Here is a 14,284-nt window from a genome sequence, read left to right on the forward strand (position 1 = left end):
TAGGCTGTAAGGTATGCTGAATCTTAAAGCAGCTCGTGCCTTAATTTTTCTAACTGAATGGGGGAGTTCATGAAAAACTACTATACCATTGTTAAATCTGGCGCTGATTGGCGAATATTGTCGGCCAAAAATGAAAAGATAGCTACCAGTCAAAATTACAGGACACAAAAAGATGCTATAGAGGCAGCAAGAAATTTAATTAAAAATGGAGGGATTGTGTCCATTCATTCTGCAGATGGAAAAATACGTGATGTCATTAGCCAGAACAGCGAAAATTGGAACATTAAAAGGGCAAATACTAGCAACAGAATAGCTAAGAAAGAGATATTTAAAATCCTTGCTGACAACTTAGAAAAAAACAAGGCGTAAGTATGAGCTATGAGACTAATGTTTTTATAAACTGCCCATTTGACGATGCTTACACTGATTTTATTGATGCAGCATTGTTTGCAGTTTACCGTTGTAATTTTAAACCTCGATGCGCATTGGAAATAAATGACGCTGGTGATCAACGGCTCGATAAAATAAATCGCATAATCAAGGATTGTAAAATTGGAATCCATGACATATCTAGAACTGAATTAGATCACGTCAATAATTTGCCTAGATTTAACATGCCATTGGAACTAGGGTTATTTCTTGGTGCTAAAAAATTTGGCTCGAGTAAAAATCAAAAAAGCAAACTAGCAATTATTGTCGACAATGAAAAATATCGATATCAAAAATATATTTCAGATATTTCAGGACAAGACATTATGTCACATGACAATAGCCCTGAAAAATTCATAAAAATCATAAGGGACTGTTTATCCTCATACAGAATCGTTCAGAGAATCCCATCTGCAGCAATAATTATTGAAGACTACCGTAGATTCTTAGGAATTAAGCCAGCGCTGTGTGCTCAACTACAACTAGTTGAGCATGAGCTTACTTTTAATGATAAAACCAGCATTATTGAATGTTACATAGAGTTTTATGCAGCAGCAGCATAACTCTAAACAGGGGCAATCAATCCATATGCCCCTTAATGAAACATGAATAACAGCATTGCCTCCGAGATAAATGAAGATAGCCGGTTGTACTAATGGATTAAAATATCAGAATTTATATTCCTCTAATAAGGCCATTCGATATATTGTAATAACGCCAATAATAAATTATTCGTTTTAGCGTTTACTTACCCTCCCACCGCCACGATTCGACATCCACTACCCGGTCGAAGAAAGATCGCGAAGACGTCAATATCATGAGCCGCTCGATTGCCTTTGCCTCTATAGTCAATCAGAGCATTACATCCAAGACGTCTAAATACCTCTACAATGGCCTCCTGATAAACTCGCCAGTCCGTATAGCTCATGCAACTCTCCTATGGGGAGGCTATTTTTTTGTGTGTGCCATCCAGCTTGCGATGAATAAGCGAAACCAACGTAAGGATGTCCAGCGCATCCAGTTCAGACATGGGCCAATTCTTCTTAGGCGCATGGGCTAGTGGATTGCGCACAGCGCCGAATAGACCAATCAGTAGATTCGCAAAACCTTTCTGTTCGCTCTTTTCTGAGTCGGTGGTAAGCGATCCCAAAGTCAGAACAGGTTGTTGTCCGGTAAATGCCTTGTTCACCAAGTCAGCACCATCACCGCTCAACCCGGACAACTGACGAATACGTTCCGCAACCCCCTTCGTCGCCTCGAAGACGGCATGAAAATAGTTTTCGTCAAGAAGTTCGGCACGGCAATAGTTCAAAACTTCCGCATGCACAGCACGGCTTTCGAGTGCAGCCTTAAGTCGCCCGGCGCGGGCTCGAGCAGAATCCAGAGTCGTTACTTTAGCGGCGCTCGCGACCTTACCATCCTCACGGATATAAAAACCGGAAAAAGCCAGGACAACATTGAGTTCATCACGTCGCCAGGCAAACACCGATGGATCACGGGCATAATTAACCGGGTTCATCGCACGGTTAATGAACATAATAAGATGGTTGCCGACCTGATACTGGTTCTGCGCACCTGCGAGCGCATTAAACAGACGTTTCCACTTTGTCATTCCTGGCGATGTGTCAGCAACTTTAATTTCTTGTAGCAGTCGCTCGATCTGCGACCCACTCAAGCCACGTTCGGTATCAGCAAGGACGCGACAGGCGGCCTCAAGGTGCTGAGAGTTGAATGATGGAATACGTATCATGAATTATCTTTCTATCACCTCTCAGACCCACTCGAGCGCCGTGATGATCGATTGCCCTTCGGTGCCGACCTCCACAAACAGAGCGTGCTCGTAACCAAGCTGCTGCTTATAACCTCGAAGTTTTAGTAGATCGATCTCTCTATCTACGCGACTCGTTGATTTTTTGAACTCCAAGACCAAATGATTCTGTCGTGTACCTCGCCGATGCACGATCACATCAGGAAATACTGTCTTTGCCTCAACGTCTTCGCTGTCTGGATAAAGTTCCAAATGTCTGAGCCGTTTAGGGTCAATGCTGTCCCGGTTGTATTCGCAATCTACAGTCCAACCGGGGAAACATTGTTGGAGGTACATCGCAAAGCGAAAGGTAATCGACCGTTCGTTAGCATCGATACCGAGAAGATCATGATCAATGAATAGTAGCTCGGATAATGCATGTGACACAGCTTCGCCTGGTGCATATTGGTTGAGGTAGTGAATTTGTTCCGGGGTCAGTGCCATCATCACATTCGCATACTTAAGAAATTATATTGGGCTTTCAAGAAGAATGAGTACGCTGTAGGTTCCATTTTTCATTGCCTAACTAAGGCTCACACTGAAGGAAGTATACACTGATTGAAACGTCGTGAGGATTCTCTGTCTCGCGTCGTCTAGCTCGTCAGCCACGCGTTGCGTGAGCGTAAACGTGGGGCAATCGGGCTGACCACATCCACAAGGTCTGATTTCCCCTTCCTTAAGCCGAGTTACGAAGATGCGCCGCAGTTGGTCGACCTGACGAACCACTTTTCCCATCACTGTCTGGATGCGTTGATTTTTGAGATGGTGGATCGAAGGAATGCGCCTGATCTCGACGCCCTCACGCGTTCTCCACAAACCTGTATTTAGTGCGCCAATGGTATCTTCGATTGCCTTCTGAAAAGCAGGGAGAGAACTTTCTTGTTGAAACGGTGTGCGAAATGCTGGCCGGTCAAATACGGCAGCCATCAGTTGCAGAACATCGGCGTCGGAAAGGTCGGGAAAATCATCCGTGAATTTTTGAATATCAGCTTCAACATCAGGAAACTCGACGCCCTGGACAAAACGGTGCAGCAGATATTCAGCACGAAGACGCAAGTTTTCTTCGAACTCTACGCCCGACCATATCGTTACATGCCTGACGCCCAAGGAAGCTGCTGCTTGCTCGATGCGCGTTCTGCCAGCATCCGAGACCGCACCACGAGAGACGAACTTAAAGACGTCTGGGACACTGCCAGTTGCTTTAATCGACTTACTCATGTCGCTCTTGGCTTTTGCCAGTGTCAATGTGTCTCGGTTCGCGCATTGGATGATGGTCTTACGTGCTGGCTGGTCATCAAATGGTTCAATACCCGAGATATCTCGCCCTTGATCACCTCCTGATTGACCGTGCCAAATCAGATCATGCCAACCCGCGCGCAGGTGGTATGCAAAAACTAGGCGCTCGAACTGGATACCACTGTAGTCCTCAAAATGAACCGGAGAAACCGTTATCGTCGCCATACTCGCTCCTTTTCTGTTGCTATTAGTCTTCGGTAAACCTTACTACGTCCCTGTGAATTTCCGCCGTTACCCAATGAAAAGCACCAAATATTGGTGGCAAACCTTGCTTCGCCAAATGCCCACGGAGTTTGAAATGCAGAATAACTTATTAGTAAACTGGACGCGACAGCAGCACTGTAGCTCGCGCACAAAACAAATCTCCGGATCGAGTGTCCTTAACGACCTGTCTCAATTAATCAAAAACGGCGTTCTGCTATTTCTTAACACAATCCGTCGCCAAGAGCTGAGGCAGATTGAGATTGGCCTTGTAGCCAAAACGACTATCTACGAGATGGGTGCGGAAGTGAATTTCCGCCTCGCTTTAATCTGACGCTACGATGCGTTGTGCGGGACCTGGCCGAGATGGAAGAATGACTCAAAGTGCTCAAGTAAGCCCCTCGTGTCAACATCTGAAAGCCAAAAGTCCGTCTAAAAATATGTAGATGATGCTACCCACTGATTGACTGTGTTTACCAAACAAATTTAGGGAAGAGACAAAGTCTATTAATTAGTTTGACTGCTCCGCGTTGAGTGACACATTACGCCGTTAGCAACGCCTACTGCGGGCACAAAGCGGCCAGTCCTGTTGGCTGTCAGATCCGCTATGAGCAAAAAGTGGAAGCTCATAATTGTTCTCACCTCCGATGGTGCAATACGTAACTTACAGCGCGATAATCTGCAACGAGCCGATCGCTTGGTTCTGCCCTTGGATTAATTTATAATGATTGATATTCACTTTGAATTTTGAAGACATTATACCGCTTGTAATTTCATAGCATAGTTGATGACAGATGATATTCCTGATGGTTTAATTAAGTGATTGCCAACAGTTTAAAAGAGGAATTATGGGCACGGAAATTTCACTTAAGGTTTCAGGTGCAACGCTAGATTGGAGTAAAAATAGCTTAGGTGTTGATCATGGTGCATTGTTCCAGTCAACCGACCACATAATGATACCTCAGCACGAACGCTATGATCTCGAAGAAACCGATGAAATTGATGAAGAAAGACGCCTTCAGTGGACCGTACTCAGGAAGCCTCTTGCAGCAGTAGTTGAACGGGTTGAGTTACTTGGTTTTTCTCTTACTGCTATTCGTGCGGAATATGAAAATCTTGTAAAGCATGAGGTTTATCAAAGAAACGAAATGATTGAAGCCTATCCCGATAATTGGGAACCTTTAGAAAATCTTTTTAGTTTTGATGAGTTTCTGGGCTTACTTAAGAGCTATGTTCTGGGGGAGTTAAACGATAAAGATATCGACTTTGATAATTCAAAAAAAACAGAGAATGATAATTTCATTTTGAAGTTATTCCCTAACGACATTTTAAAAAGAATTCCTCTCTATGATCCTTATAACAACTTTTACTGGTCAGAAAAAACAGCGTTTTTCAGTGTCATAAACATACTTCATCCATACTCTATGATCAAACTTTTAAGTGAAAACAAACATAATCTTAGTGAGTATGTCGAGTGGGACTATGGGGAAATAGTCGCTAACGGATGGGTTCACATTAACCAAATAAAAACTGAAATTAACCGTGAAAATTCTTTTCTCATAGCAACTGAAGGTTCCTCGGACTCACATATATTACAAAAGGCATTTAAGCTAATTAAGCCTAGCGTTTGTGAATTTTTTCGTTTCATCGATGTAACATCTGGCCATCCATTCCCCGGCACTGGGGGATTATCAAAGTTTGCTGAGGGATTAGTAAAAATTGATGTACAGAACCAAATCATTTTTGTACTCGACAATGATAGTGAAGGGGTTGAAGCTTTCAAGAAAATCATAAAGATGAAGCTTCCTCATAATATGAGTTGCATATGTCTTCCGAATCTTAAGGAGTTTGAAAGTTTCCCTACTTGTGGCCCAGACGGCCTAACCTTATCCAATATTAATGGAACTGCTGCCGCTATAGAGTGTTACTTGGATTTAACATATAGTGAATATGACTCATACACTGTTAGATGGACTAACTATAAAAAAGAGACCGGGATGTATCAAGGCGCACTTGAATTTAAAGAGTATTACGCAAAAAGATATCTTGATACATCAGAAGCTAAGCTTATCGAAAGTAAATATGACACCTCCAAACTTGAGGCTTTGCTTAATGCGATCATTGATGCTTGTTCCAAATTATCTGGAGCAATACGTATTGAAAAAATAAAGAGTCACTATCCAAATATATGGACTGAAGAAAAAGTTTAACTCCATTGAATTATTTTTAACAACCTGAAAATAATATTGTGTATCACGTCATTCAAATATTACAATACGACATATTGGGTGTCCGTTTCTGGCACAGAACAGACAGCCCTTATAGATGTGACAATAGTAGCGATCACCAAATGCACGAGACCGCTCTAATCAGTTTTATTTAATCAGTTTTGATTGGTGGTCATTCTGGTGGTCTTGACAGGGAGAGTTTTCAGGTTTAGCTTATTTATTAGCCAGTTACTGGCAAAGGCGATCCCAGTCAGAGGAGCCAAATTTAAAAAGCCTGCTTTCGAGCAGGCTTTTTGCTTTTGAGCTTTCATCAGACCGGCCTCCCCTCTGGCCAGTCCGGCCGCATAAGGGTTAGCGGCGCATTAGTGCCTCCTGCCAGCGTCGCGTCAGATAGTTATGTTCATCCATCACCGAATTCCATACCGCAATATGTCCCATCCGCTGCTCGTAGCTTCCACCATCCCGACGTTCACCCGCAGGAATCAGCGGCGCGCCAGAGGCATCCAGGAGTAATTCAGCGGCCGGTTTTCCTGCATACCAATAATCCCATTCGGCCTGCGACAGACAAGCGCGGCTCCGCTGCGGGTTGGAAATATAATACCCCTGCCGGGCCATTACTGCGCCGGGCCAACCAGACTGCCACCAGTTAAGGTAATCATAGGCCGCTTCTTTTACCTTCCCGGTCACGCAGCGAGACAGCGACATGCCGCCATACCACGCCCGATAGCCTTCTCGCGGGCGCGCCATTTTATAGCCTCGCTGATGGAAATGGCGCCGGAAATAGATGGGAGCCCATAAACTCTGGACCTCAACGCATCGATTATCGATTAAATCGCATGCCTGATCCTGGGACGACCAGAATGCGGCAAAATGTCCCTGGCGATTAAGATGGGCTAATCCTTGAGTCAAAACATCGATCTCTTCCAGTGTCAGATTGCCAATATCGGCAAACTGCGCCATCCCCGCGCCCTGCATAGCCAGAGCGGCATCGATCCCTCCCATAGCCGCATCCTCCTGCAGGGCGACCGCGCCAGTGAGCGCATTATGCAGCAACCATCCCCAACTCTCTTCTTCCTGCTGAAGCGCCTCGGGAAGACGGTCGACATGATAGGCAAAGCTATCGGCATTATGCGTCAATGGCAGCATACTGATGAGATCGCTCGGCTGGCTGCTTAAATGGCGATCCCGTTGAACGTACAAGCGCTGGGACGGTACACTGCCATCGGCGACAACGCCGTTCAGCGTGCCCTGCTTCGCCAGTTCGTTTACTTCGTCCCAATATTTCAGCCGCTTCACCTCCAGCGGCTGAATAGCACGTGCCGGCCAGACAAAATCGATATTATGAAACCACTGGTCATAGAGATCGTAACTTTCAGGCTGCATAACCGCGATGCGCTGGGCATCTTCCACGCTATGCAGCAGGTATTCGATCTTGATCCCCAGCTCCTGCTCAGCGCGAACGCGCAATATCTCCAGTAACGTCACCGATGTGCCCAAAACCCGAAGCGTTAATGGGGGAGAAATAATCGCCGCAGAACTCATCCCTTCAGGACTCCTGTAATACTTGCATAAAGCGGCTAAAGGCCTGCTGCAAGCGATGCGCCTCCAGTCCACGTAATATAAATACCAACGTTGAACGGCTTAACGCTCCCGGCCAGTCATCCAAATGCACCGGAGGATGCAACGTATGCTGTACACCATGAATAACCACCGGACTATCGCTGTCGCTCACGCGCAAAATGCCTTTCATTCTCAGCACCGCGCCACCATGGCAATGTAATAGCATGGATAACCAGATAGCAAAAGCGGGCCAGTTTAGCGACTGCTCAAGCGAAATCACGCACGTTTCTGTCGTGGGATGCGCCCCGCCATCGCGCTTTGGCAGCAACGAAAACGTGTTGTCAGCACATGACCCTAACCAGCGGAAACGTTGTTCATGAGAGCCGCGAAACACTTCACTTCGGAACAGCCAGTCCGGGGTATCCTGCGCCAGCCGCGTAGTGCCCACTTCCGCCAGCGGATTAAGCTGACGCAGCCACTGCTGGAGTGTCACCGTCTCCTCGGGGGCAACGCGATCGCTCTTACTCACCAGCAGTTTGTCCGCTGCCGTCACCTGCGCCAGCCACTCGGGCTGAAGATCGGCTTGACGGTGGGCATGTTCCGCATCGACAAGTGTGACCAGCGTCCCTGGCGTGAAATGGCTCTGCAACTGACGATCGTGGAGAAGCGTCGATAAGATGGGAGCCGGATCAGCCAGCCCGCTGGTTTCCAGAACCACATAGCGAAACGGCGGGATCAGGCCGCGCGCCCGCCGTTCATAAAGCGCCAGCAGAGCGGCCTGCAATTCCCCCCGAATCTGACAGCATACGCAACCGCTCGGCAATAACACGGTATCCGGCGCGACTTCGTGAAGCAGATGATGGTCGATCCCGACCTCGCCAAACTCATTCACCAGCAGAGCAATGTCGTTCACGTCCTGCCGGGTGAGCCAGTTTTTCAGCAGCGTTGTTTTACCGCTACCCAGAAACCCGCTCAGCACATGGAGGGGTAATTTCTCTTCAGCAGGCATAGGCTTCCCCTTTGGCCTCAAGCGAGGCTAACCAGGCATCATCGAGCGGATCGATCGCCTGATGCAGCATCTTCTCTGCTTCTTTCCACAACCGATCCAGGGAGTGGACCAGCACCTGTTGTCCCGTCGGGCTGGCCAGCAGCCATTGACCATGAAATTCCGTCAGCGAGAGGCGCCAGGGCTTCAGCGTACGGTTTAGTAATGCCAGCTGCCGCAGGCGCAGCTGGCGTAGGGGAATATCCTGCCGCAGCGGATCGCTCCACTGCGGCCCGTTATCAAGCAGGCCGCATACTCCGCACATCATCTACTCCTCAAGGCATCACATCACCCGAATTAGGCCCCAGCGTCTGGCCAACGAACAGATTTCCCCCTGGCTCGCTGGCCAGCAGCAGCGCCACCGGCGCAACTTCTTCTGCTCGCCCAAAGCGCCCCAGCGGCAGCTCCGCCGTTTTTGCCGTCTTCCACGCCTGGTGGATCCCCTCAATAAGCGGGGTTTCAATCGGTCCGGGTGCGATAGCGTTTACCAGCACATTGTGGCTGGAGACTTCCAGCGCCAGTGATTTCGTCAGGCCAATTACGCCAGCCTTAGCGGCCGCATAGTGACACAGCTCTGCCCCACCTTTGATGCCCAGTTGGGAAGCGATATTGATAATACGCCCCCGGCGTTGGCTCAACATCACTGGCAGAGCTCGCTGGCAGGCCAGAAACACGCTGCGCAGATCGACGGCCATCATGGTTTCCCACATCTCCAGGGTGATATCGGTGCAGGGAGCCTGGGTAAGCATGCCCGCATTGTTGACCAGAACGTCAATCCCCTCATAGTGCCCCAGGCAGGCATCCACGCCAGCCGTTGCCCCGTCGACCTCGCCAACGTCAGCCACCACGCCATAACATTGCGCCCCAATTAACCGACAACGCTGTACCACCCCTTCCAGTTTTTTACGGTCCCGGTCGGTAAGTATCAGTCGTGCCCCTTCGCCGGCAAAAAGCAGTGCGATAGCCTCGCCGATACCACTTGCCGCCCCCGTCACCACACAACGTCTGTTTCGCAACTGCATAGTGGCTCCTTAATCCGGCCAGCGGACGGTCAAACCACCGTCAACAATAAGGCTTTGCCCGGTCAGATAGCGGCTTTCGTCGCTGGTGAGAAAAGCCACTACGCGAGCAATATCATCCGGACAGCCAACCCGCCCCAGTGGAATCGATCTGGCTGCTTTTGCCAGCCCCTCCGGCCCCAGTGAGTTCTGTTTATCCAGCGACTGTGGGGTTTCAATCAACCCTGGGATCACGGCGTTGCAGCGGATACCTCGTGGTGCAAGCTCAACGGCCAGTGAGCGACAGAGCCCGGGGACCGCGGCTTTCGCCGCCGCGTAGTGCGCGTGCTCCTGCCAGCCATAGACGCCCCCGGCAATCGATGAGATCGCGACCAGGCTTCCGCCGCTGACCAGCCGTGGCGAAGCCGCCCGGAAACACCGCATCACGCCGGTTAAGTCTACGTTAAGCATTTCGCTCCAGCGCTCGTCGCTCATCTCTTCAATAGAGGCACAGCGTAAGATCCCGGCATTGGCGATAACATAATCAAGGCGGCCAAAATGAGCGACGCCTTGCGCTATAAACGTATCAACCGACGCCGTATCGGCGACGTTCAGCGGTAGCCAGAGCGCATCGCCACCAGCCTCCTCAACCTGTGCAGCGGCGACAGTTGGGTCATGCGGATCGTCCGGGTAGTAACCGGCGATCACCCGCACACCGCGGCGGGCATACAGGGTGGCCAGCGCCAGACCAATGCCGCTTGCCGCACCACTGATTGCCGCTACTGGCTGACTGATGTTTGTCGTTTCCATCGTTGCTCCTTACGCCTGAGGTTGCGTATTAACGGTCTTGTTCATCCCTGACGCGTGCTGGACATCGCCACGCGCCAGCCACATCACCCCACCCGAGATAAAGCAGGGTATGGCGCCAAACCACAGCGCAGCATCCTGCCAGTGCCCTCCATGGCTTAACACCGCGGTGGTACCAACGCTGGCGATGATCGCCCCGACCGGTCCCATCGCGCCAATCAGCGCCCCTGCCGTAGCACGGATGGCGGTAGGAAAGCTTTCGCTAATGAAAAACAGCGCGGCGGCGTAGGGACCAATCAGGAAGAACAGACCAATACTGTAGAGCGTGACGATAGTGGCAAAGTTGTCCGGACAGTAAAGCATGCCGGCAAACGCCACACCGCCCAGCATCCACCCGACCGCGATAGTGTTACGACGCCCAATCCGGTCGCCCAGCCAGCCGTGAGCCAGGTAACCGCAATAGCCCACGAGGTTGGACAGGATTAAGATAAGCAATGAGTTGTTAAAAGAAACATCATGGGTTTTGGTGATGACCGTCGTTCCGAGCACGCTAAAAATCTGAATGGCAAACCAGTTAATCAGGACCGCCGCCCCCAGTACCAGGGTGGCGCGCAGTGATGGACCACGAAACGCTGCGGCAATCCCACCGCGGTGATGTTCTTCCCATGAAATCTGATAATCCTGAGCGACCTGACGGGCTTCGGCGACCTGCCCTTGTTCACGCAAATGTTGGATTTTCTTTTGTACCTGGAACTGAGGTGTTTCTTTAAGTTTTAGCGCCAGCACAGCGATGACCAGTGAAGGTAATGCCGCAAAAATGAAGCTGCCCTGCCAGCCGATGATGGGCATTAAAATGGCGGTCAATGCTGAAGCAACCAGCGCGCCGACCGGCCAGCCACCTTGCACAAGACTGTAGACAAACCCTTTACGTTTGTTGAGCTTCGGATCGTCGAGCGCGGTATACAGCTCCGATAAATAGGTGGCGTTCACCGTCTGTTCCGCGTATCCCAACCCCGCGACAGAGCGAATGGCCGTCAGCGCACCTTTGCCCCATGCGCCGCCCACAGCGGTCAGTAATGAGCACAACGCGGCACCGCCAACGGTAATGACAATCCCCATCCGGCGTCCCAGACGATCGACCAGCGGACCAATCGCCAGCGCGATCACTGCGCCGCCTACCGCCACCCAGGTGGCGATTTCCGCTTGCTCAACCTCATTCCAGCCAAAATGGAGACCAATTTCCGGCAGCAACGTGCCAAAAAGGATGAAATCATAGACAGCGAAAACCCAGGCAAAAAAGGCAATCCAGGTGGCAAATTTCACATCCTTGATGGTTAACTGCTGCGGCTGCCAGCCGTTTACGGAGGTTTTGTTAAAAATGCTCATAGCGTAATCCCTCTGTCAGGGGGTAAATGACATTATGCCGAGCGCGGTTTGCGCGCTTTAAAATCATCTGCAATTTCGTCAAAGGTCACGAAGCGAACGCCATCGTGGCTACGGATGTACTGAATCAGGCGTTCAAGCATCAACAACACCTGGGGACGGCCGGAAACATCGGGATGGATAGTCATGGTGAAGACGGCGTAATCATTTTCGCGATAGACCCAGTCGAACTGGTCGCGCCACATCTCCTCCAGATGGCGTGGGTTGACGAAGCCATGGCTATTAGGGGATTTTTTGATAAACATCATCGGTGGCAGATCGTCGAGATACCAGTTGGCTGGAATTTCAACCAGATCGGTCTCCTCTCCGCGCTGCAATGGTTTCATCCACGCATCGGGATGCTTGCTGTAGTCGATTTTTGTCCAGCTGTCACCTACCCTGACATAGTACGGATGGAAGTCGTTGTGCATCAGACTGTGGTCGTATTTAATGCCCTTTTTTAACAGCAGCTCGTTAGTCACATTGCTAAATTCCCACCACGGCGCCACATACCCGGTTGGGCGTTTACCGGCTAACTGCGTCACCAGTTCGATGCTACGATCCAGCACGGCTTCCTCCTGGGCCGGCGTCATGGCAATCGGGTTCTCATGGCTATAACCATGGATCCCCACTTCATGCCCTGCCTCCACAACCGCTTTCATCTGCTCCGGAAAGGTCTCTATCGAATGCCCGGGAATAAACCACGTCGTACGTAATTGCTGCTCCGCGAACAGTTTCAGCAGTCGTGGCGCGCCCACTTCCCCGGCAAACAAGCCGCGTGAGATATCATCTGGTGAATCCTCGCCACCGTATGACCCCAGCCAGCCGGCAACGGCATCAACGTCCACACCAAATGCGCAAAGGATTTCTTTGGCCATGTTTATTTTCCTTTTGAGTTGAGGGATAACGAATTGGCGCCATCACCTTTGGAGGGCGCCAGCAGATGCGCTACTGCACAGGCAGCGCCTAAAAGCGAGCGATCTTCACCGCTCGATGAAGAGAAAAGCAGACTGGTATACAGGCCGTTCATCGTCGTACCGCTTGGCACCGCGAGACCGGGCATATCCAGTAAACTACCTGGCATGGTTAAGCGCAGCGTGGCGCTATTGGCGAGGGCAAATGTCTCGGCATCCGCCTGCAAGGGCGCCAGTCGCGGCGCGGTATGCGCGACCGTCGGGGTCACCAAAATCGCGCCATTGAGTTCTTCAGCCAGTGCCTGCTGCCAGACCGGACGTAGACGCATAAAGCTGGTGAGCACCGCCGGATCAATCGTGCCGGAGGCCAGCAGCCGGCGGCGAATGAACGGATCCATCGCCGTTGCTGCCGGTGATGCCAACAGCGAGGCATGTAACTGAAAGGCTTCAATCGCCCCTGGCCAGCCATGGTGAGCAATCCAGGTAAGTGCCTCATGAAAGGCTGGCAGGCACCGATATTCAACAACAACGCCTGACGCCGCTAATCGGGACAGCAACGAGACACTGTTGTCACGGACGCTAGCATCAGCGGCGTCGAGAATGTCCGGATCGACAATTAACCGTGGAACCGGCGACGAAGTCGTCTCCTCGCCACAGAGAATGACATCAAGGGCGTAAGCATCGCGAACGCTGCGACAAAGAGGCCCGAGCGTATCGAGAGACGCCGCCAGGGGAAACACTCCGCTCGCGTCATAGCGGTGACGGCTGGCGCGAAAACCGATCGCTCCGTTAAACGCAGCAGGGATACGCACGGAACCCGCGGTGTCCGTTCCTATTGCAATACAGGCCACCCCTTGAGCAACCGCTCGCGCCGCGCCACTGGAAGAGCCGCCAGGAACATGTTCCTCGCCATCGGTTGCCAGTAATGCCGGGGTGGTAAACGTCGGGTTAATACCCAGGCCGGAAAAGGCAAACTCACTCAGATTGGTTTTGCCGATAGTCACCATTCCCGCCTGCGTCAGGCGCGCTACCATTCCGGCATCGTGTGTCGCGAGAGGCGCATCCAGACGGGTTGCGGAACCTGCAGTGGTTCGGGTCCCGATGATATCGAATAAATCTTTCCAGCAGACCGGGATACCGTCCAGCGGGCTCAGCGGCGCGCCCTTACGCCAGCGCTGCGTCGAGGCGGCAGCCTCCTGACGGGCGCGTTCGGGAGTCAGCGTAATAAAAATCCCCTGGGTCTCTTTTGCCGCCGTCAGGCAGGCTTCCGTAAACGCAAGTGGCGACAGCTGGCCGCTGGCAAACAGCGCGGCAATGGCACAGGCATCAATTTGCCCCTGCTGAAATTGCAGGCGAATCGTATTCGCGTTCATATCACCCTTAAATGTATATTTAAATAAAAATCCATTTAAACATAGCAAAACAAGTGCCAGAGCAATGACATAAAAGTGTCTAAAATGTGATCATTGTGTGTTAATTTTGTTTTAATTATGTATTTTCAAGAAGATATAAGCGGCTGGAGTAGTGCAATAACAGTTAGAAGGGAACGTCATGAGCGAGTGCTTTAAATGTACATT

General features: G+C 50.6%; 15 protein-coding genes and 1 pseudogene. 3 read left to right on the forward strand and 13 right to left on the reverse strand.

Annotated elements, in window-relative coordinates:
* Positions 1–69: 69 nt before the first annotated feature.
* A complete protein-coding gene (locus ACKLKD_RS11850; protein WP_050310681.1) occupies positions 70–369 on the forward strand; it encodes a DUF2188 domain-containing protein in 300 nt (99 codons plus the stop codon).
* A gap of 2 nt (positions 370–371) precedes the next feature.
* Entirely contained in the window at positions 372–992 is a 621-nt protein-coding gene (locus ACKLKD_RS11855) for a hypothetical protein (protein WP_044784805.1), read from the forward strand.
* Between the two features lie 209 nt (positions 993–1,201).
* Here ACKLKD_RS11855 and ACKLKD_RS11860 read toward each other — a convergent pair.
* The 4 genes and pseudogenes from ACKLKD_RS11860 to ACKLKD_RS11875 all read right to left on the reverse strand — a co-directional run.
* Positions 1,202–1,357, reverse strand: a pseudogene (locus ACKLKD_RS11860) (restriction endonuclease); the annotation flags it as partial.
* Positions 1,358–1,366: 9 nt separating this feature from the next.
* Positions 1,367–2,179, reverse strand: coding sequence for a TIGR02391 family protein (locus ACKLKD_RS11865; protein WP_047063039.1), 813 nt, complete (start codon positions 2,177–2,179; stop codon positions 1,367–1,369).
* 21 nt (positions 2,180–2,200) lie between these two features.
* Positions 2,201–2,680, reverse strand: a complete 480-nt coding sequence (locus ACKLKD_RS11870) for a hypothetical protein (RefSeq protein ID WP_047063037.1) — start codon at positions 2,678–2,680, stop codon at positions 2,201–2,203.
* Positions 2,681–2,758: 78 nt separating this feature from the next.
* A complete protein-coding gene (locus ACKLKD_RS11875; protein ID WP_075324470.1) occupies positions 2,759–3,697 on the reverse strand; it encodes a hypothetical protein in 939 nt (312 codons plus the stop codon).
* An 884-nt stretch (positions 3,698–4,581) separates the two neighbouring features.
* On the opposite strand from ACKLKD_RS11875, the gene ACKLKD_RS11880 reads away from it, so the two are divergent.
* On the forward strand, positions 4,582–5,943 hold the full coding sequence (locus tag ACKLKD_RS11880) for a HEPN/Toprim-associated domain-containing protein (protein ID WP_080897514.1): 1,362 nt from the start codon (positions 4,582–4,584) through the stop codon (positions 5,941–5,943).
* A 173-nt stretch (positions 5,944–6,116) separates the two neighbouring features.
* On the opposite strand, the gene ACKLKD_RS11885 is transcribed toward ACKLKD_RS11880, so the two are convergent.
* From ACKLKD_RS11885 to ACKLKD_RS11925, 9 genes are read right to left on the reverse strand one after another with little or no spacing between them, the layout of a single operon-like run.
* Positions 6,117–6,272 carry a hypothetical protein gene (locus tag ACKLKD_RS11885; protein ID WP_165931753.1) on the reverse strand — a complete coding sequence of 52 codons (156 nt, stop codon included), beginning with the start codon at positions 6,270–6,272 and terminating at the stop codon, positions 6,117–6,119.
* Between the two features lie 40 nt (positions 6,273–6,312).
* A complete protein-coding gene (locus ACKLKD_RS11890) occupies positions 6,313–7,503 on the reverse strand; it encodes an ABC transporter substrate-binding protein (protein WP_080897513.1) in 1,191 nt (396 codons plus the stop codon).
* Between the two features lie 4 nt (positions 7,504–7,507).
* The gene (locus tag ACKLKD_RS11895) at positions 7,508–8,530 is read right to left on the reverse strand and encodes a CobW family GTP-binding protein (protein WP_080924877.1); all 1,023 of its coding nucleotides are present in this window, start codon (positions 8,528–8,530) and stop codon (positions 7,508–7,510) included.
* The gene (locus ACKLKD_RS11900) at positions 8,520–8,831 is read right to left on the reverse strand and encodes a hypothetical protein (RefSeq protein WP_080897511.1); all 312 of its coding nucleotides are present in this window, start codon (positions 8,829–8,831) and stop codon (positions 8,520–8,522) included. The genes ACKLKD_RS11895 and ACKLKD_RS11900 overlap by 11 nt, the downstream gene beginning before the upstream one ends.
* A 10-nt stretch (positions 8,832–8,841) precedes the next feature.
* Entirely contained in the window at positions 8,842–9,588 is a 747-nt protein-coding gene (locus tag ACKLKD_RS11905) for an SDR family NAD(P)-dependent oxidoreductase (protein ID WP_080897510.1), read from the reverse strand.
* Positions 9,589–9,597: 9 nt separating this feature from the next.
* The gene (locus tag ACKLKD_RS11910) at positions 9,598–10,374 is read right to left on the reverse strand and encodes an SDR family NAD(P)-dependent oxidoreductase (RefSeq protein WP_077253999.1); all 777 of its coding nucleotides are present in this window, start codon (positions 10,372–10,374) and stop codon (positions 9,598–9,600) included.
* 9 nt (positions 10,375–10,383) lie between these two features.
* Positions 10,384–11,757, reverse strand: a complete 1,374-nt coding sequence (locus tag ACKLKD_RS11915) for an MFS transporter (RefSeq protein ID WP_080897509.1) — start codon at positions 11,755–11,757, stop codon at positions 10,384–10,386.
* Positions 11,758–11,789: 32 nt separating this feature from the next.
* The gene (locus ACKLKD_RS11920; RefSeq protein ID WP_025711155.1) at positions 11,790–12,671 is read right to left on the reverse strand and encodes a polysaccharide deacetylase family protein; all 882 of its coding nucleotides are present in this window, start codon (positions 12,669–12,671) and stop codon (positions 11,790–11,792) included.
* Between the two features lie 2 nt (positions 12,672–12,673).
* Positions 12,674–14,080, reverse strand: a complete 1,407-nt coding sequence (locus ACKLKD_RS11925) for an amidase family protein (RefSeq protein ID WP_080924878.1) — start codon at positions 14,078–14,080, stop codon at positions 12,674–12,676.
* Positions 14,081–14,284: the final 204 nt, after the last annotated feature.

It is taken from the genome of Klebsiella sp. 10982 (genome assembly GCF_048589245.1).
Classification (GTDB): domain Bacteria; phylum Pseudomonadota; class Gammaproteobacteria; order Enterobacterales; family Enterobacteriaceae; genus Klebsiella; species Klebsiella quasivariicola.